This window comes from Bradyrhizobium sp. 215_C5_N1_1, assembly GCF_052075935.1.
GTDB lineage: Bacteria > Pseudomonadota > Alphaproteobacteria > Rhizobiales > Xanthobacteraceae > Bradyrhizobium > Bradyrhizobium barranii.
Map to the genome: position 1 here is coordinate 6,870,937 of NZ_CP197228.1, position 18,173 is coordinate 6,889,109.

At 63.9% G+C, this 18,173-nt stretch carries 21 protein-coding genes, 1 tRNA gene and 1 pseudogene; 13 read left to right on the forward strand and 10 right to left on the reverse strand.

The annotated features are described in order from the left end of the window. Positions 1-28: 28 nt before the first annotated feature. The 3 genes and pseudogenes from AB7G19_RS32935 to AB7G19_RS32945 all read right to left on the reverse strand — a co-directional run bounded on the left by AB7G19_RS32935 (position 29) and on the right by AB7G19_RS32945 (position 3,093). Positions 29-649: a TetR/AcrR family transcriptional regulator gene (locus tag AB7G19_RS32935; RefSeq protein ID WP_085401326.1), complete on the reverse strand. Its 621-nt coding sequence runs from the start codon at positions 647-649 to the stop codon at positions 29-31. A gap of 1,102 nt (positions 650-1,751) precedes the next feature. Next, positions 1,752-1,956 (reverse strand): annotated as a pseudogene (locus tag AB7G19_RS32940) (SOS response-associated peptidase); the annotation flags it as partial. A 975-nt stretch (positions 1,957-2,931) separates the two neighbouring features. Then, a complete protein-coding gene (locus tag AB7G19_RS32945; RefSeq protein ID WP_161495712.1) occupies positions 2,932-3,093 on the reverse strand; it encodes a hypothetical protein in 162 nt (53 codons plus the stop codon). A 984-nt stretch (positions 3,094-4,077) separates the two neighbouring features. Here AB7G19_RS32945 and AB7G19_RS32950 point away from each other — a divergent pair. Together AB7G19_RS32950 and AB7G19_RS32955 are read left to right on the forward strand one after the other, a co-directional pair. Next, positions 4,078-4,512 carry a YybH family protein gene (locus tag AB7G19_RS32950; protein WP_085398213.1) on the forward strand — a complete coding sequence of 145 codons (435 nt, stop codon included), beginning with the start codon at positions 4,078-4,080 and terminating at the stop codon, positions 4,510-4,512. A 464-nt stretch (positions 4,513-4,976) separates the two neighbouring features. Continuing rightward, entirely contained in the window at positions 4,977-5,156 is a 180-nt protein-coding gene (locus AB7G19_RS32955; protein ID WP_409363863.1) for a hypothetical protein, read from the forward strand. Between the two features lie 300 nt (positions 5,157-5,456). On the opposite strand, the gene AB7G19_RS32960 is transcribed toward AB7G19_RS32955, so the two are convergent. Then, positions 5,457-5,672, reverse strand: a complete 216-nt coding sequence (locus AB7G19_RS32960; RefSeq protein WP_038945415.1) for a hypothetical protein — start codon at positions 5,670-5,672, stop codon at positions 5,457-5,459. A gap of 122 nt (positions 5,673-5,794) precedes the next feature. Here AB7G19_RS32960 and AB7G19_RS32965 point away from each other — a divergent pair, with 122 nt between their 5' ends. Continuing rightward, positions 5,795-6,121 (forward strand): hypothetical protein, encoded by a 327-nt coding sequence (locus AB7G19_RS32965; protein ID WP_028154397.1) that lies wholly within the window; start codon positions 5,795-5,797, stop codon positions 6,119-6,121. A 185-nt stretch (positions 6,122-6,306) separates the two neighbouring features. Here the strand turns inward: AB7G19_RS32965 and AB7G19_RS32970 are convergent. Then, positions 6,307-6,383, reverse strand: a tRNA-Pro gene (locus tag AB7G19_RS32970). A gap of 68 nt (positions 6,384-6,451) precedes the next feature. On the opposite strand from AB7G19_RS32970, the gene AB7G19_RS32975 reads away from it, so the two are divergent. From AB7G19_RS32975 to AB7G19_RS33000, 6 genes are all read left to right on the forward strand, one after another. Further along, a complete protein-coding gene (locus AB7G19_RS32975; RefSeq protein WP_161495726.1) occupies positions 6,452-7,441 on the forward strand; it encodes an L-threonylcarbamoyladenylate synthase in 990 nt (329 codons plus the stop codon). A 78-nt stretch (positions 7,442-7,519) separates the two neighbouring features. Beyond that, the gene (locus AB7G19_RS32980; protein ID WP_085398459.1) at positions 7,520-8,947 is read left to right on the forward strand and encodes an FAD-binding oxidoreductase; all 1,428 of its coding nucleotides are present in this window, start codon (positions 7,520-7,522) and stop codon (positions 8,945-8,947) included. Then, positions 8,944-9,384 (forward strand): GNAT family acetyltransferase, encoded by a 441-nt coding sequence (locus AB7G19_RS32985; RefSeq protein WP_085398460.1) that lies wholly within the window; start codon positions 8,944-8,946, stop codon positions 9,382-9,384. The genes AB7G19_RS32980 and AB7G19_RS32985 overlap by 4 nt, the downstream gene beginning before the upstream one ends. Before the next feature lie 13 nt (positions 9,385-9,397). Continuing rightward, positions 9,398-9,979, forward strand: coding sequence for an NUDIX domain-containing protein (locus tag AB7G19_RS32990; RefSeq protein ID WP_085398461.1), 582 nt, complete (start codon positions 9,398-9,400; stop codon positions 9,977-9,979). A gap of 280 nt (positions 9,980-10,259) precedes the next feature. Beyond that, positions 10,260-11,189: a glycine reductase gene (locus tag AB7G19_RS32995; protein ID WP_441268735.1), complete on the forward strand. Its 930-nt coding sequence runs from the start codon at positions 10,260-10,262 to the stop codon at positions 11,187-11,189. A gap of 36 nt (positions 11,190-11,225) precedes the next feature. Then, entirely contained in the window at positions 11,226-12,419 is a 1,194-nt protein-coding gene (locus AB7G19_RS33000; protein WP_085402581.1) for a CaiB/BaiF CoA transferase family protein, read from the forward strand. Between the two features lie 108 nt (positions 12,420-12,527). Here AB7G19_RS33000 and AB7G19_RS33005 read toward each other — a convergent pair whose 3' ends face one another. Further along, positions 12,528-13,298 carry an SOS response-associated peptidase gene (locus AB7G19_RS33005; RefSeq protein WP_135215924.1) on the reverse strand — a complete coding sequence of 257 codons (771 nt, stop codon included), beginning with the start codon at positions 13,296-13,298 and terminating at the stop codon, positions 12,528-12,530. A 63-nt stretch (positions 13,299-13,361) separates the two neighbouring features. Here AB7G19_RS33005 and AB7G19_RS33010 point away from each other — a divergent pair, with 63 nt between their 5' ends. The 4 genes from AB7G19_RS33010 (at position 13,362) to AB7G19_RS33025 (ending at position 15,313) form a co-directional block, all read left to right on the forward strand. Then, positions 13,362-13,862 (forward strand): hypothetical protein, encoded by a 501-nt coding sequence (locus tag AB7G19_RS33010; RefSeq protein WP_028152167.1) that lies wholly within the window; start codon positions 13,362-13,364, stop codon positions 13,860-13,862. Positions 13,863-13,892: 30 nt separating this feature from the next. Continuing rightward, complete coding sequence (locus AB7G19_RS33015; protein WP_085402579.1) at positions 13,893-14,327, forward strand: NUDIX hydrolase; 435 nt, start codon at positions 13,893-13,895, stop codon at positions 14,325-14,327. A gap of 47 nt (positions 14,328-14,374) precedes the next feature. After that, positions 14,375-14,752 (forward strand): TIGR02301 family protein, encoded by a 378-nt coding sequence (locus AB7G19_RS33020; RefSeq protein WP_011085347.1) that lies wholly within the window; start codon positions 14,375-14,377, stop codon positions 14,750-14,752. A gap of 294 nt (positions 14,753-15,046) precedes the next feature. After that, positions 15,047-15,313 (forward strand): hypothetical protein, encoded by a 267-nt coding sequence (locus tag AB7G19_RS33025; protein ID WP_014497305.1) that lies wholly within the window; start codon positions 15,047-15,049, stop codon positions 15,311-15,313. Positions 15,314-15,509: 196 nt separating this feature from the next. On the opposite strand, the gene AB7G19_RS33030 is transcribed toward AB7G19_RS33025, so the two are convergent. The 4 genes from AB7G19_RS33030 to AB7G19_RS33045 all read right to left on the reverse strand — a co-directional run bounded on the left by AB7G19_RS33030 (position 15,510) and on the right by AB7G19_RS33045 (position 18,143). Then, on the reverse strand, positions 15,510-15,830 hold the full coding sequence (locus tag AB7G19_RS33030) for a cupredoxin domain-containing protein (protein ID WP_085402578.1): 321 nt from the start codon (positions 15,828-15,830) through the stop codon (positions 15,510-15,512). 10 nt (positions 15,831-15,840) lie between these two features. Then, the gene (locus AB7G19_RS33035) at positions 15,841-16,374 is read right to left on the reverse strand and encodes a DUF4142 domain-containing protein (protein WP_085402577.1); all 534 of its coding nucleotides are present in this window, start codon (positions 16,372-16,374) and stop codon (positions 15,841-15,843) included. Between the two features lie 88 nt (positions 16,375-16,462). Further along, positions 16,463-17,152, reverse strand: a complete 690-nt coding sequence (locus tag AB7G19_RS33040; protein WP_085402576.1) for an RNA polymerase sigma factor — start codon at positions 17,150-17,152, stop codon at positions 16,463-16,465. Positions 17,153-17,279: 127 nt separating this feature from the next. After that, the gene (locus AB7G19_RS33045; RefSeq protein WP_085402575.1) at positions 17,280-18,143 is read right to left on the reverse strand and encodes a sulfurtransferase; all 864 of its coding nucleotides are present in this window, start codon (positions 18,141-18,143) and stop codon (positions 17,280-17,282) included. Between the last annotated feature and the right edge of the window lie 30 nt (positions 18,144-18,173).

Genomic DNA, 18,173 nt, shown 5'->3' on the forward strand with positions numbered 1-18,173 from the left:
AATGATCATTCCCTAATATGACACAAATTCAGGCGAGCAGTTTCATCGCGACGCCGACCAGGCGCTCGCCGTCGAGCGGCAGGCGCGCCTTGCCGACGACGCGCATTCCCTGCGTGATGCAGATCATCAGCCGCGCGGTGTCGTCGGTCGCGACATGGGCGGGAATCGAGCCATCGGCCTGGCCCTCGCGAATGAGGCCGGCGATGAAGGCCTCGTTGGTCTCGAGCTGGGCGTTGACGCGGGCGCGGACGTCCGGATCGAGCGCGGCGAGCTCGACCGCGCCGCCGACCACGATGCAGCCGCGACGGCCCTCGATCCCCTGGGAGTGCTCGACATAGGACAGCAACATATGGCGCAGTCGCTCGCGACCGTTGGCGCCGCGCGCGGCCGCGCTGCGGGTCTGCTCCCGGCGCACCACGGCATAGCGCTCGAAAGCGGCCAGGAACACGGCCTGCTTGTCGCGAAACGCCTTGTAGACGCTGCCGGTGGCAAGCCGCATGGCGGCGGTCAGGTCGCCGATCGAGGTGGCATGATAACCCCGCTCGCAAAATACGCGTACGGCGCGGTCGAGCGCAGTGTCCATGTCGAATTCCCGGGGACGGCCGGGTGGACGAGCAGCAGGCTGGGGACGGCGCGCGGCTTTTTGCATTGCGGGATAATAGGGAATGATTGTTCCCGAATCAAGGCACGTGGCTGTGAATGGGGGTGGATGGAGGGCACGCTCTCTCCCCATCGTCATTGCGAGCGTAGCGACTTGTCCGCCGAAGCTTCAGCGAAGGCGGAAGCAATCCAGAATCCCTCCGCGGAAAGGCTCTGGATTGCTTCGCTGCGCTCGCAATGACGGAGCAAGGGGCATCGGCGTCGTCCTCCAAATACCACTGTCATTCCCCGCGACCCGGCTACGCCAAGGCTTCGCCGGGGCTGAGGTCCAGGGCCGCCGAAGCTTTAGCGTAGGCGGCAAGCGGGGAATCCAGTACGCCGCGGCCTCTCGGCTCAATCACAGCCGTCTCTGGAATGCTGGATCGCCCGGTCAAGCCGGGCGACGACAGCGAGTGCTGCAGACGCACCATCGCCTTCTCGCGGCGCATCTCGCCCGAGCTTTGCTTCGTCGTTCCACCCTCGAAGCCAAGAGGGCGCAGGGAAGGCCGGGTGCTGACCTCGCACCCGCGGTCCGCTGCGCGAAAGGTAGCGCAAGGAAACCGCACAGCAGCATACAGGTGGTGCCGATCACTCGGCCTTCCCTGCGCGATGGTCGGACGGCTTATGCCGTGCTCTCCCGGGAGCCGAGTTCCTTCTGGCCTCCCTCACGCTTGCGAAAGTCACCGACACCGCGCCGGTTGACGCGACTGCCGCATTCGCAAAGCACTTGACCGTAGCAACGACGGCCAGGACCACACGGTTTTGCCGTACGCACGGCCCGCCATTTTGCCGCAGTTTTTCCAGCCCTGTCGACGGAGCCGGAAACTTACAGACGAGACGAACCTGACAGCGCCGCTCATCCGGCACGAAGCTTTGGGCTCACGGAGAGCAATCCGCCCTGCCCGCACTTTTCGCGCCCAACGCTGCCGCGTCCACCGCAACCCGGCTCGCGACAGTGACGACACAAGATCGCCCCTCTTGGTGAGCCGGGATGGGCAGCACATACGCCAATTCCGAATTTCGGTAAAGTGGAATATTCTTGCAAGCGCAGCTTGACACCGGCGCAGATCGGAATGACCCGGTGTTTTGCCCGACGGCCGGGGTCAGCGGGGCGTGACTGGCAGCACGCCTGTGCGAAGTGGCGGCGGCATGCCCCACCGCATCAACACCATCCTGCGTCTGTGTTGCGGACGACCGGCGCAGGATAGTCGGGAAACACGCCGGGCATCGGTGCGAGGTTGCCGACGTATCGGTTGGCGACGCGAAACAGTGCGGCGACGCAGCTTGGTTCGTCGCGATGCTGTAGAGGTTGCACATGCGGTTCGCGGGCTAACGCTTTTTAAAGTCCGTTAGCTTGCGCAGGTAGTAGCCTTGTCGCTGAACGGCGAGCTTAATGTTCTCACTGACGCTCGCTACTTTTTTCTTCTTATGCCATCTGCCTGACGCGTCGGGAAGCGGAATTGGCAAACCATTTCGCACAACCAACAGATCTCGCCTGGTGTTAAGATACACATCGAACATTCTAAGGCCCCCAGCCGATTGTCAGAGTATCGCGGGGAGCAGAAATAGCAAACAACTCCGCCCGGCCTACGATGGACAAGCACGCCGCTACAGATTGCGGTGGATGGCGTGCCGGCACGCCGGCACAACGGAGGCGACGTAGGACCTGTGTCGCGACTTGAGCGGCGGTCATCATGTGTCGTCATCCAGTGGCGGCTCACCTCACTTGTCGGCCATCTCCTGTTAGACCTTGGCAATCTCTGTGCGCACCTCGAACACACACGCTCGATGGCGCGCCGGGTCGCAAGATCGCTACGTCGCGCACCATGCAGGATAGATGCCATCAAAACGGTGCCAGCAATGCCGCTTTTGCCACACTTACCGGTGAGGACCTGATCTTGAAACGTAGGAGAGTACGTCATTCCGCTGACCGATCAGTCGCGAAATTATGTTGGCGAACTGAACGAGAGAAAAAATTGCGAGGAATTCCAAAATCATTTCGAAAAGCCTCCGGGTTCGAAAATTCGCTGTCGTAAAACACGCCCCAGCCCGGAGACCGCAAATCTAAAACTGTTTGTTGCGGCGTAAACGCAAAATGGAACAGTTCAACGAAGAAACAATAAATCAGTTGCCTTTCGGCAACAGCATGAGGAGATTGCAGCGTTCTCGAAAACACGCTGTCATTGCCGCGCCGTGCGCAGCATCGGCTTCACTGCGCGACGATTGCCGCCGCTCGCGCCGCAGGTATCGCAGATAAGCGACGCGGCTCTGATCGAGCGGGAAGCCGTCACCTTACCGCTGGATTACGCCTTCGGCTTCGAGCTTGCCGATGTAGGTCCGGCTGCAATCGAGGTGCTGCGCCAGCGCCGACGCGCTGACGGTCTCGGCGCTTCTGGATCGCGGTCGAGGAACAGGCTTGGCGACGGGCGCGACGGTTTCGGTCATCAGCGTCATTCCTGCTGCATCGCGGCGGGATAGCTCACTTTCGCTTCCGGCGGCAGAGCGGACCATATCCAGATTTGCTGCTGGTCGACCTTGGGCGCGATTGCGCCTAACCGGACCTTGCCATGCGGTCTTGAACTCATTCGTTGACGAGGGCGTGTATTGCCCCGTGACCCAAATCCCTTATGTTTATTCGTAGCAGTGATCGGAGCCGGCCCATGTTTCCGTTAATTGTTGCTGCAATCCTTTATCTCTGCCTCATCTCTGCGTGCGGGCACTATACTGCGAACTATGCCGAACAGAGGGGACGCTCTAGGGCCGCCTGGTTCATCTGGGGCGGATTGTTTTATCCACTCCCCTACATTGCGTTGGCACTCTTACCGCCAGTCCGCCGGGAGACGCCGGTCTAAGTCCGCCTCGCTTGGCGGCTTTTCTTGAGTGTCGCCTTTGGGCCCATCGCGTCATTTCGCTGCAAAGCGCTCGCTGCTCGCTATCGGCGCATAGCGAACGTTCCGGCGTCCCCTGCAACTGCAACCACGCATTTTCTCGCACCAGATATTCTCAATAGGTGCGGTGGCGCGGTCCCCGCGTTTCTTTTTGCCCTCTGAAGAACCCTGACGACCGATTGCGGAGGGACCGCCCATCCTTCGACGGTCGCCGCCAGCCATTGCGGACATCACGTCATCACCACGACACGGTGCGAGCCATCGACGATGCCGCGTTCGGGGCCGACATTCGCTGGCTTTCTGACCCAAAACAACCGTAGGCATGATTCCGAGAACCGTGTAACCTCCCCGCACCGTCACGCTCTTTGCTTGCCGGAAGCTGCTGCCCACAAAACGGAGAAACGCCGAACTCTCCGCTTCTCTTCAAATTGCAGCCTTGGTGCCATTGGCAGGCGCGATCTTCAGAACCAGCCATTCACAGATCACCAGCGTGCGCGTCGCATAGGCGCGCCCGACTGGCGGACACGATCAGATCAAAGAGGGCAAAGTCATGAGCAAAAGCTTATCGCTGCTGCTGGTGCTGTTGTTCGTCACTATCGGCCATGCGCGGGCGGACCCGCTCACTGAGGACATGACGAAACTCAATGCGCAATGGGATGCAGCGATCAACGATCCAAATTTCGATGCCTTGCTGCCAATGTATGCCACCGATGCCAGTCTAATCCCGCCCGGCGCACCGCCCGTTTCGGGTGCGACTGCGATACGCGACTTCTTTGCCAAAAGGGGAACGAGCGTCAGAAATCACAAGCTTGAACTTGTTGAGGTTTTGCCAATGGGGAACTACACATACGTGACCTCCCGCTTCAAAGCTTCCTTGGTCAAAGGCGAGGAAACGACCAAGCTGTCCGGAAGCACCGTTAAGCTTTACGAACACCAGTCCAACGGCGAATGGAAGGTTAAGTCCCACATTTTCGTTCGGGAATAGCCAGCCAAACATTACGAGCCGAATGAGCCGGGATGGGCTACACATACGCCATTTCCGAATTTCGGTAAAGTGGAATATTTGGCGCGATTGGGTTGACAGCAAAGCGAAACACCCGGGCATGCCACCGTCATTCCGGAGCGCGGCGAAGCGGCGAGCTATGATGCGCAATTGCGCATCTGAGATCCCATGTCGCCGCGCAACTGCGGCCCGATGGATTCCGGGCTCGATGCTGCGCATCGCCCCGGAATGACGAAGGGGAGAGTGTCACCCCTTCGGCCGCCCGGCAGGCCTTCGCCCTCAGCCGGCGCGCTGGCACTCTCCTTGCTGCTCGTCCGCCAATCCCTCAGACCCGCAGTGGGTCTGTTTCATAGTGAGGCGATCCTATGCAATCGACGTCCCGTTTCGAAGCGACCATCCCAACACAGCTCCACGTCCTGATCTCCGATCTGCGTTGGCGCACGCAGATGCTCGACGCCGACATTCTGGAGGAAGAGCGGAGGGCCGGGATCTCCGATCCAAACAATCTCGCCTACCCGATGCTCGCGCAGAACCTGAGAGCCCGGCGCGACAATCTCCAGGTGAGCATCGCGATCCTGGAAAGCCGCATTGAAAAGCGATCAACCGGGTGGCCGAGCGCCGCCTGACGCGGATCGTGCCGGGCCCGACTAGGCAACGCGACGGCATCTACAGAAGGGCGCGGGCGATGGGCGATAGCTCTGTCCGCGCCGGTCAACGCGCGGGAACCCGCGTTGCCCTTTTGCAACGGTTCCCCACCGTCTGAAGCCGGACAAAAGAAACTCCCATTCCAGCCACGAACCCCGCTCACAACGCCGTGAGACTAGCAGGGGAACTACGATGCGTGCACAGCGCGTTTGGAAAGTGAATGGGGCCGCCAGCATCGGGCAGCTCCAATCGAGACTGGATGACCTGAACAAACGTCTCGGTCAGCTCGAAAGCCAACATCCGGCGAGCTGGAGGCTCGAAGAACTGAGATCCAGCGCGCTCAGCCTGTCGCGCGAGATCGACGACATCCGCTGCGCCGAGGCGACGGCGGCCTTGAGCGAGCTCTTGCGGAAGTAGAGCGTCGGGCGATTCGAGCGACGCGCGAGGAACCAACCTTCCTCGCCGCTATTGCCATGCAGAGCATGGAGCAAGATCATGACCAGGCACCTGACGCGAGCCCATCTCGCGCGCGGGGTGGCCGGCGCGGTATCCACGCTGGTCCTGTGCGCGACGGCGGCATTCACCATCGCGCACCACTTCGCGCTGTGAGGGATTTTGCATGACATCCGATCCCGAGGAATCGGTGAGGCTGCAAGGTTTTGGTGAGATGACGTTGCGCACTGCTGTCGCGACGCTGATGGCGCTCGCGCCGCGCGAGCGATCCGACGCCGCCATCTTCCGCGTCCGCGACGGCGTGCGTTTGGCCTCGAGCGAGATCGCCGAACTTGCCTCGGACTGGGGCATGACACCGATGGCTGAAGTCAGGTCTCCAAGCCTCGTCCCGGACCAGCACTGGCCGGACATCGTCCGCGGCATGGTGCGCGAGGCGCCACTGCCGGCACTGATGGTGGCGTTCTTGGTGGGCGTGCTGGTGGCGCGGCGGTAGGCTACTGACCTACTGTCCAGCATTGGACCATCGGCCGGCGAATGTAGAGCCATGCCGCCGCGGCAGATGCCCCTGCCCGGCCAAATCGGCCGTGGACCCGCTCCGAAAATCGTTGCAAAAAGGCGCTCCCGAGGCGCTGGCGGCCGGTCCGCCAAGCCTCTGGAAAACGTCGACTTTTGGAAGAATGGTCGGAGTGGCAGGATTCGAACCTGCGACCCCTGCGTCCCGAACGCAGTGCTCTACCGGGCTGAGCCACACTCCGACAAGAAGGCGGCTTATAGCGTCGGGTTTGACGCACCGCAAGCGGCCGGCATGAGGAATTTTGTCCCTGTGAAAACGGGTCTTGAAACGCTGATTTTACCGGCCGGCGCGGCCGGCGCGGAAGCTGCCGCCCGGATTTTGGCCGCCGGCGGGCTGGTCGCGTTTCCGACCGAGACGGTCTACGGGCTCGGGGCGGACGCCGCCAATGCCACCGCGATCACCCATCTTTACGCCGCCAAGGGGCGGCCGGCCTTCAACCCGCTGATCGCCCATGTCGCCGATCTCGCCGCCGCGCGCCGGATCGGGCGTTTCGACGCGCGTGCGTTGAGGCTTGCGGAAGCGTTCTGGCCGGGGCCCCTGACGCTGGTGGTGCCGAAGACGGATGACTGTCCGGTGGCTGAGTTGGCCACCGCCGGGCTCGACACGGTCGCGATCCGCATTCCTGCCCATCCGGTGGCGGAGGCGATCCTGCGCGCCTTCGGCGGGGCCGTGGTGGCGCCGTCCGCCAACATCTCCGGCCATGTCTCGCCGACGCTGGCAGCCCATGTCGAAAGCGACCTTGCCGGGCGGATCGACCTGATCGTGGACGGCGGGCCTGTTACGGTCGGCGTCGAATCGACCATTGTCGGCTGTTTCGACGTCCCGATGCTGCTCCGCCCCGGCGGGCTGTCGCGCGAGCGGATCGAGGCCGTGCTCGGCGCGCCGCTGGCGCGGCCACCCGTAGAGGCCGAGAGCGACGACAGCCAGCCGCTGGCGCCGGGCATGCTGGCCTCGCATTACGCGCCGCGCGCCAGCGTGCGGCTCAATGCGCGCGATGTGGCAGCTGGCGAAGCGCTGCTGGCGTTCGGCCCCGATCGCCTGCCGGGCCTGGAGGCCGCCGCCGCCGTCATGAATTTGTCGCCCGCGGCTGATCTCGATGAAGCCGCCACCAATCTGTTCGGCTATCTTCGCGCCCTCGATGCGAAGAGCCCGCGAGCGATCGCGGTGATGGCGGTGCCGGAAGAAGGACTTGGCGAGGCCATCAACGACCGGCTGCGCCGGGCCGCGGTCGCCCGATAGCGCATGACCCGGAAAAGTATGCAGCGGTTTTCCGATAAGATCATGCGCAAGAGATAAGAGCGAACAAGAGACAAGAGCATGAACGTCAATAAATCTGCCACCCCGCCGCTTGCGCCAGAGCTGATCGAACAATTCCGCAAGATCGTCGGCGACCGACATGCCATCACCGACGCGGCCGACATCGAGGCCTACGTTACCGAGGAGCGCAACCTGTTTCACGGCCGCTCGCCGCTGGTCCTGCGCCCGGGCTCGACGGCGGAGGTCTCGGCGATCTGCAAGCTCGCCTCCGCGCACGGAATCGCGCTGGTGCCGCAGGGCGGCAACACTGGGCTCGTCGGCGGCCAGACGCCGCACAACGGCGAAGTGGTGGTGTCGCTGCGCCGGCTCGACAAGATCCGCGAGGTCGACACTGCCTCCAACACCATGACCTGCGAGGCCGGCGTCGTGCTCCAGGTCGCGCAGCAGAAGGCGGCCGACGTGGACCGGCTGTTTCCGCTCTCGCTCGGCGCCGAAGGAAGCTGCACCATCGGCGGCAATCTCTCGACCAATGCCGGCGGCACCGCCGCGCTCGCCTATGGTGTTGCGCGCGAGATGGCGCTGGGGCTCGAGGTGGTGCTCGCCGACGGTCGCGTGCTCAACGTGTTGTCGAAGCTGAAGAAGGACAACACCGGCTACAATCTGCACAACCTCTTCATCGGCGCGGAAGGCACGCTCGGCATCATCACCGCGACCACGCTCAAGCTGTTTCCGAAGCCGCGGGCGATCGAGACCGCCTTCGTCGGGTTGAAATCGCCGGCGGCGGCGCTGAAGCTGCTGACCATCGCGCAAGGCGAAGCCGCGAACGCGCTGACGAGCTTCGAGCTGCTGTCGGAGATGGCGGTCGACTTCTCGGTCCGCCACGGCATCGACGTGCGCGACCCGCTCGAAGCAAAACATCCCTGGTACGTGCTGATGGAATTGTCCTCGCCCGGCGACGATGCCCGCACGCCGCTGGAGACGATCCTGACCCGCGCCATGGAAGACGAGATCGTCGACGACGCCGTGATCGCGGCCAACCTCACCCAGCGCAACGGCTTCTGGAAGCTGCGCGAGGAGATGTCGTCGGCGCAGAAGCCGGAGGGCGGCTCGATCAAGCATGACATCTCCGTTCCGGTCGCCGCCGTGCCCGCCTTCATCGACGAAGCCAATGCCGCCGTCGTGAAACTGATCCCCGGCGCACGGCCGGTGCCGTTCGGCCATCTCGGCGACGGCAATCTGCACTACAATGTCAGCGAGCCCATCGGCGCCAACACCGCGGATTACCTGGCGCGCTGGCACGAGATGAACGCGGTCGTGTTCGAGATCGTGCTGCGCATGGGCGGCTCGATCTCGGCCGAGCACGGCATCGGCGTGCTCAAGCGCGACGAGTTGCCCGAGGTGAAGGACAAGACCGCGATCGAGCTGATGCGGTCGATCAAGGCGATGCTCGACCCGCTCGGCATCATGAATCCGGGGAAGGTGCTGTGAGCGTCTCACTTACGATCGATGCGATCACCGACGCCGATGTCGAGCCCCTCGTCGCGCTGTGGCAGCGCTGCGGCCTGACGCGCCCTTGGAACGATCCGCATGCCGACATCGCGCTGGCGCGGCGGCGCGACAATTCCACCGTGCTGATCGGCCGCGATGGCGGCGCGATCGTCGCCACCGCCATGGTCGGCCATGACGGCCATCGCGGCTGGGTCTATTACGTCGCGGTCGATCCCGATGGGCGCAAACGCGGTTATGGCCGCGTCATCATGGTCGCGGCCGAGGACTGGCTGCGGCAGGCCGGCATTTTGAAGCTGCAACTGCTGGTCCGCCGCGAGAACGCGCAAGCCAATGCGTTCTACCAGTCGCTGGGTTTCGAGGAATCGACCTCGGTGATGTTCCAGAAGTGGCTCGACGGCCGCGCTTCCACAACGTAGCTGGAAAACAGCAATGACCATTTCCGACCGCGTCCGCATCAAGGACGTCCGCGTGCTCTCGGACGGCTGGACCACGCTGAAGACCACGACGTTCGAGTACCAGCGCGCCAATGGCGAGTGGCAGACGCAGCACCGGGAAACCTATGAGCGCGACAACGCCGCCGCCGTGCTGCCGTATAACCGCGCACGGCGTACGGTGATCCTGGTGCGCCAGTTCCGCCTGCCGGCCTTTATCCGCGGCTACGACGATCTCCTGATCGAAGCGGCCGCCGGCGTGCTGGACGATGCCTCCCCCGAGGTGCGCATCCGCGCCGAGGCCGAGGAGGAGACCGGCTATCGCCTGCACCACGTCCACAAGGTGTTCGAGGCCTTCATGAGCCCCGGCGCCATCACCGAGAAGCTGCATTTCTTCGTCGCCGAATACGAGCCGGAGATGCGGGTCAGCGACGGCGGCGGCCTCGAGCACGAGGGCGAGGACATCGAGGTGCTGGAGCTCTCGATCGACGAGGCCTTGGCGATGATCGCGGATGGACGCATCATCGACGCCAAGGCGATCATGCTGCTGCAATACGCGGCGCTGCATATTTTCAGGTGAGTTACGCTTTCTTCCTTCTCCCCCTGTGGGAGAAGGTGGCGCGAAGCGCCGGATGAGGGGTATGCGTCCGCAAATTCAGAAAAAGCGGGCTCGCGGAAAGATACCCCTCACCCGTCTCGCCGCTCCGCGGCGAGCCACCCTCTCCCACAAGGGGAGAGGGGAAGACAGCGCAATCGGCTCCACTAAGCCTGCAATTCTGCCCTGCGCCGCCCCGCCCCGGTTGAGCTACCCCAAAACTATCTCTAGTCTGGTCCCAACCAAGAACCAGGAGACGCGCCCCATGTCCGCTTCGCGCGACGACGAATTCGGCTTTGCGCCCGACTATGACTCCCCCGTCCCCTATATGCAGCGCACGCGCGAATATTACACCGCGATCGGCTACACCACGCCATATCGCTGGGCGCATTACACCGAGGCGCCGTTCCAGCCGCTGAAAAAACCGCTGGCGCAATCGCGCGTGACGATCATCACCACGGCCGCGCCTTACGATCCCACCAAGGGCGACCAGGGCCCGGGCGCGGCGTATAATGGCGGGGCGAAATTCTACCAGGTCTATGACGGCGACACCTCGAAGCAGCACGATCTGCGCATCTCGCACATCGGCTACGACCGCAAGCACACCACGGCGACCGACAACGGCAGCTGGTTTCCGTTGCCGCAGCTCTTGAAGGCATCTGCCGCAGGCCGCATCGGCGAGGTGAGCCAGCGTTTCTTCGGCGCGCCGACCAACCGGAGCCATCGCGTCACGCTCGACACCGACGCGCCGGAAATCCTGGCGCGCTGCCTCGCTGACAAGGTCGATGTCGCCGTGCTGGTGCCGAACTGCCCGGTCTGCCATCAGACCACCGCACTGGTGGCGCGGCATCTCGAGGCCAACGGCATTCCGACCGTGGTGATGGGCTGCGCCAAGGACATCATCGAGCATGCCGCCGTGCCGCGCTTCTTGTTCTCGGACTTCCCGCTCGGCAATTCGGCGGGCAAGCCGCACGACGTCGCCTCGCAGGCGCAAACACTCGAGCTCGCGCTGACGCTGCTGGAAAGCGCGAGCGGGCCGCAGACCACGATGCAGTCGCCGCTGCGCTGGAGCGAGGACGCGTCCTGGAAGCTCGACTACAACAATGTCGCGCAGCTCTCGCCCGAAGAGCTGGCGCGCCGCCGCGCCGAATTCGACAAGCAGAAGGAGATCGCGCGCGGCAACCGCGCCGCCTGACGTCCTCCGACAACAACAAACAATGGGGAGAGCGACGTGACGCGACCGTTCGAGGGCGTGAAGATTCTCGACTTCACGCAAGTGCTGGCCGGCCCCTATGCGAGCTACCAGCTCGCGCTGCTGGGGGCAGATGTCATCAAGGTCGAGCGGCGCGAGGGCGAGGACATGCGCCGCACGCCGCTCAGCCGCGAATGGGCCGAGCGCGGACTGGCGCCGGCGTTCCAGGCCATCAACGGCAACAAGCGCAGCCTGACGCTCGATTTGCAAAAGCCCGATGCGATCGCGATCGTGAAGAAGCTCGTGATGCAAGTCGACGTCGTCATGGAGAACTTTCGCCCGGGCGTGATGGACAAGCTCGGGATCGGCTATGAGGCGCTGTCGGCGATCAATCCAAAACTGATCTATTGCGCCGTGTCCGGCTTCGGCCAGACCGGCCCGGACCGCCTGCGGCCCGGCTATGACGGCAAGATGCAGGCGCTGTCGGGCATCATGGCGATCACGGGCCATCCCGAGACGGGGCCGACGCGCGCGGGCTTTGCGGTGTGCGACGTGCTCTCGGGCGCCACGGCCGCATTCGGCGTGTCGAGCGCGCTGTATCAGCGCGACCGCACCGGCAAGGGACAGCTCATTGACGTCTCGATGCTGGAGGCAACGATGGCGTTTCTCTCGGGGCAGATCGCGGACTGGTCGGTCGCCGGCCATCGCCAGCAGCTGTCGGGTAACCAGGCGGTGAGCCGTCGGACCACGGCAAATCTGTTCAAATGCGGCGACGGCCACATCCTGCTCGCCGTCAACAACGAGAAGCAGTACCGCGCGCTGATGTCCGCGCTCGGCCGCGAGGACACGCTGTCGGACCCGCGCTTCACCGACTGGTTCGCGCGCAACGAGAACGAGAGCGCATTGCGCGCCATCATCGAGGAGGCGCTGGCGGCCAGGCCTGCGCGCGAGTGGGAGACAATCCTGGAAGATGCCGGCGCGCCCTGCGCCAGCATCTGGAAGGTCGAGGAGGTCATCGATCATCCGCAAATCCAGGCCCGCGGCGCGATCCAGGAGCTGGATACGCCCTACGGCCGCCTGCGCTTTGCCGGCAGCGGCTTCAAGCTCGCCCATGGCGGCGGCCGGCTGGACCGGATGGCGCCGGAATTGGGTGCGGATACGGATGCTGTGCTGGGCGAGCTGGGATTTGATGCAGCGGAGATCGCGGCGCTCAGGGCAAAAGAGATCGTGTAGATCGCGTAGGGTGGGCAAAGGCGCAACGCGCCGTGCCCACCGTCTATCCACTTGCTTGAAACACGATGGTGGGCACGCTTCGCTTTGCCCACCCTACGGCACCGCCGCCTAGAACAACGACCCCTGCCCGTCATCTGACGAGCTAGCAGCAACCTTCCGCGCGACCTTCTTCGGCTTCGCAGCCTCTGCCTCTGCCTCGGCCTCCATCTCCTCCGCGCTGATCGGCAACACGAGCTGATCGTCGTCATTGGCGACGCGGTTGACGCGGGTGGAGACCGGGTGCCAGGCGAATTCACCGATGCGCGGGGTGGACATCAGCGGCAACACCGCATCGACATCGTCGCCGCGGCTGTCGAGCCAGCGCTCGAAATCGCGCGGGCTGATGGTGACGGGCACGCGGTCATGCAGCGCGGCGAGATCCTCGCCCGCCGCCGCCGTGACGATCGCGACGGTGTCGAGCTCCTCACCGTTCGGCCCGACCCAGGTCTCGAATACCGCAGCGAAGCCGAGCGGCTCGCCATCGGCGCGGTGGATGAAGAAGGGTTGCTTGCGGCCGCCCTCCGTCTTCCATTCATAATAGCCGTCGGCGGGAATCAGGCCGCGGCGCCTCCGAATCGCGTTCTTGAAGGCGGGCTTTTCCAGCACCGTCTCGGAGCGCGCGTTGATCAGGAGCGTAAATCCCTTGGGATCCTTGACCCAGCTGGGCAACAATCCCCAGCGCATCAAGCGGAAATGGCGCGCGCCGTTCTCGAGCAGCACGACTGGAATCGGTTGTGTCGGCGCGACGTTGTACCGTGACGGGAAATTCGGCTGCTCGATGTAGCCGAACAGTTGCCGTAAAGCCGCGGGGGCCGAAGTTATGACGAAGCGTCCACACATCCTTGGCGATCTATATAGGGTCCGTTCAGGTCGTTTTAACCCCGAACGCTAACACTGCGGCAGATGAGCTCAAAGGCCTCCCAACCCGCGCGGACGCATGTACAGACGGGCCCCGAGGCCGCCGCCTGGGCCGAGCGGCTGCGCGTGGCCAACATCAACCCGCGAACCGGGCTTGCCACCGACTATCTCAACCATTTCAATGAAGCCGTGATGCTGCTGGAAATGGTCCCGGACATGCCGGAATGCGCCGAAGATTTTTTGACCTGGTCGCCGCTGTCCTATGCCGAGCATTTCACCGCGTCGAATTTCAAGGCACGGGATCTGGCCATCGAAGCCTATGAGAAGGCCGATCCGAACGTGCGCGCCCAGTTCGACCACATCACTGATACCATGACCTCGATCCTGACAGCGGTCGGCTCGGCCATGCGCGAGGTCGAGAAGGATACGACCCGCGTCCGCCTCGCCGAGCAGGCCACGCTCTGGGTCAAGCCGCTGATCGCGGCCTGCGGCGGCATCATCAATGGCGGCGCGGAAGCCGACGTCGACACCATCATGGCGAATTGAGCCAAGGGCTGTTGAAGGGTCGTTGAAGATATGCCTGCGGTCATCCAGCCCACCCACCCCCAGATCGCGGTCAGCGCCGCCATCTTCCGCGACGGCAAGGTGCTTCTGACCCGCCGCGCCCGCTCGCCCGCCAAGGGGTTCTATTCGCTGCCCGGCGGCCGGGTCGAGTTCGGCGAATCGCTGCACCAGGCGCTGGCGCGCGAGGTCGACGAGGAGACCGGGCTCGCCATCGAAATCATCGGCCTCGCCGGCTGGCGCGAGGTGCTGCCGACCGCCCCCGGCGCCGGCCATTACCTGATCATGTCCTTTGCCGCCCGCTGGGTGGCCAAGGAGCCGGCTCTCAACGACGAGCTCGACGATTACCGCTGGATCGCCCCCGGCGCCCTGGCGAGCCTCGGCGACCTCAAGCTGACCGGGGGGCTGGAGGAGGTCATCCTGTCGGCCGCCCGGCTGATCGGGCCCTGACTGCCCCGTCTTGCGTCCTCCGCCCCGAGGGGGCATACACCCCGCCGATGTCCACGCGATTTCTGGCCATTTTTGCCCTGATTCTCGCCTGCGCCTCCGTGCCCACGAGGGCCCAGGACGTGGCGGCGCCGTTTGACGCCGATTTGCAGCGGCTGGCGGAGATTTTGGGCGGCCTGCACTATCTGCGCGGCATCTGCGGGTCCAACGAGGGCAACAAATGGCGCAGCGAGATGCAGGCGCTGATCGATGCCGAAACCCCCTCGGGCGAGCGCCGCACCCGCATGATCGCCGGCTTCAACCGCGGCTATAACGGCTTCCAGCAGACCTATCGGAGCTGCACGCCGGCCGCGACGGTGGCGATCCGCCGCTATATCGAGGAAGGCTCGAAGATCTCGCGTGATCTCACCGCGCGTTACGCGAACTGATTTCTCTTTCCGTCATTCCGGGGCGCGCGAAGCGCGAGCTACGATGCGCAATTGCGCATCTGAGAATCCATCGGGCCACCAACTCTGACGCACGATGGATTCCGGGCCCGCGCCTGTCGGCGCGTCCCGGAATGACGAGAGATGAACGCGAACGCGCATCTGGAACCCTGTCATCGACTTTGTTCACAGCCGTTAACCGTTCCTAAAGATGTGGCCTAGCGGGCGTTAATACGCGTGCTACACCTTTCGTACAGCGCATCGCCGTGGATCGCGCCCCAGCCCTGATCGAGTTTCATGAGCCATTCAGTGTCCTACGCCCCCGCCCGCGCGCCGCTGCCCGATCACGAGCAGAAACAGGCCGCGCTGAGCTATCTCAACGAGGCCTGGGCCGAAGCGCGCCATGATGGCGTCGACGGCGACTGCCTGGCGCAGGCGAGCCTGTTTGCGGCATTCGCCGAGCTCGTCGGCACCTACGGCGAGGATGCGGTGGCGAAATTCGTCGAGGGCTTTCCGGGCCGCATCCGCAACGGCGAATTCTCGGTCACTCTCGCAAGGCAGTAAGCTGCTTGCGAAAAATGACCCCGCCACACGGGCGGGGCCAGTCTACGGATGAATGACCTGGCGAACGGGATCTGGCGAACAGGTTCGCGAAGTCTGCTGCGTTTATCGCACGGAAGCCGCCTCCCCCGGACTAGCATTAGTCTCGCGATGACCGGGAGATATTCCCACTACGATCGGGAATGCACTCCCTCCTCCCTCACGGCGCGACCTTGAGCGTCGCTTTCATGTTGGGATGATAGCGGCAGTAATAATCGACTGTTCCCGCCTTATTCAGAACAAACGTTGCCGACTTCTTCGGTGGCAGCATTACGTCGAAATCGCCGTTCTTCGCCGTGGCGGTGTGCGCGAACACGTCCTTGTTGATCCATTCGATGGTATCACCGACCTTCGCGGACGTTTCGGCCGGTGAAACCACGAGATTTTCCATTGTGATCTGAATGGTCGCGGCGCGCGCCGGGACGACGATCGACAGCAAGACGACCGCAAGCGCGATCGAAGCGAGGTGTCCCGGCTTCATCCCACACCCCCTATTTCAGCTCGGCCGCGACATGCTCGGCGTGCTGCTGATGGCCCTGAAAAATCTTCAGGCCGGTCTGCAACAGGCTCTTGAGCTCGGCATTGCCGGCGGACGGGATGAGCTGGGTTTCCAGCGCGCCGTTGACCGCCTTGTGGTAGGCGACCTCGTTCGCGACATAGGCCTTGTCGAAGGCCGCGCCGCTCAGCTTGTCGAACTCAGCCAGCTTGTCGCTCGCCTGCTTCGACAGCGCCTTGCTGGTATCGTTGTCTTCAGGCGTAACGTTCAGCTTCTTGACCAGCGCCAGCGCCTGCTTGTTGACCGCCTCGTGGTCGCGCAGCATGTCCTCGGCAAACGCCTTGACGTCCTTGTTCTTGGCCTTTTTCTGCGCCTGCTTGGCCGCGTTGATGTCGATCACGCCCGCTGTGTAGGCGATGTGAGCGATCTGCGGATCGGTGGGCTTGTCGGCTGCGCCGGCGCCCCGAAGCAGCGCGGGGCTCGACAACAGAATTGCCGCGGCGATCGCCGCGCTCCATCGGGTGGACATGTTTGAAACTCCTGTGCTGCCGGACGGTTTGCCGGCGTTGCTTCACAGGCATTGGATGGGATTTTCGCGCAAACGTTCCCGAAAAACTTCAGCCGCCGCTGCCGAGCCGCTTCAGCACCGATACGGTCAGCCGCTCGCAGCGCCACCCGGCGAACGGGAAGGCATCCATCACCACCGGACCGATCTCCTTCTCGACGTTCTCGCGCAGCATGGTGCGCGCACGGTGCAGCCGCGTCTTCACGGTCTCGGGCTTGACGCCGAGCAGATCGGCGGTCTCCTCGATGTTCATCCCCTCCATGACGCGCGCGACGAAGACCATGCGGAAGACATCCGGCAGTTCGTCGATTGCGCGTTCGACGACGCGCTGGATTTCACGTTGGGCCATGGTCCTTTCCGGATCGCCTGCGGGAGAAACGGGAAATTTTATGATCTGCGCGTCGAGCGCCTCTTCCGGCAGAGCGCTGAGCTCGACATGCGGCTTGCGGCTTCGCGCCCGGCCAAGCGCCTCGTTGATGGCAATGCGCGACAGCCAGGTCGACAGCCCGGACTCGCCGCGAAAGTCGTCCAGATGGGTAAAGGCCCGGACATAGGTTTCCTGCACCACGTCCTCGGCTTCGCTGTCGCTGCGCAGGATACCGCGCGCAAGACGGTAGAGCCTGCGGTTGTTGGCCTGCATGATCTCGCGCAACGCGGCCTCGTCACGGCCCCGCGCGCGGTCGATCAGTTCGGCTTCCGATGCTCTGGCGCCGGCGGACAGGCCGGCTGCGGTCCGCTGCATGGTGGTCACCTGTTTCCATTCGTTCCGGACATTGGATGCGGGCCCGCGATAAAGGTTCCCGACTTTCTTCCTTACACTCCCCCTCCTTCCTTACCCTCCCCTGGAGGGGGGAGGGTAAGAGAGTCCTCTAGTCCGTCTCGATCGGCAGTGCCGGATCCCTCGCCCATTCGCCCATGGAGGCATCGTACAGCGTCAGCTTGTCGTAGCCGAGTTGTGTCAGCATGAGCAGGTCGATCGTCGCCGAGATGCCGCCGCCGCAATAGCAGATCACATTCTTGTCGCGCGTAACGCCCTGGGCCGCGAATTTCGCTTCGGCATCGGCGAGCGTCGTCAGTGTCTTGTCGGCCTGGGCGAGCGTGGCCGCGGGCACGTTGACGCTGCCGGGCACGCGGCCGGGCCGGCCGTAGCGGCTCGGCTCGAGGCCTTGATGAAATTGCGGCCCGAGCGCGTTGACGATCACGGTCGAGGGATCGCCGATCCGCGCCTTCACGGTGGTCTTGTCGACGAAGAAGCCCGCGCGCGGCACGGCCTTGAAGGTGGTGGCGGGATAGCCCTTCGGCGCGCCCGTCTCGACCGGCCGCCCCTCGTCCTTCCATTTGTCAAACCCGCCGTCGAGCACCTGTGCATCGACACCGAGCGAGCGCAGCATCCACCAGAATCGCGTCGACCACATCATGGTGCCGATGCTGTAGAGCACGATGGTCTTGGATGCGTCAGCGCCGTGGCGACCGAAGGCGGCCTCTAGCTGGGGCACGCCAGCCATCATGAAGAGCTGTTGCGCGGAGGTGTCGGAGAACTCGCCCTGCAGGTCGAAGAAATCCGCGCCGGGGATGTGGCCGGCCGCGAACGTCTTGTCGCCCGGGACAGCGCGATACGGCACGTCGCTGCCGGGCGGGACAGGCTCGTTGTAGGTCGTGCAGTCGTAGAGGCGGAGGTTGGGATCGCCGAGAATCGCGGCGAGTTGCACAGTGGTGATGAGGGGTTGGGTCATGGACTACTCTCCCTGTCGAGGGATTGTAGC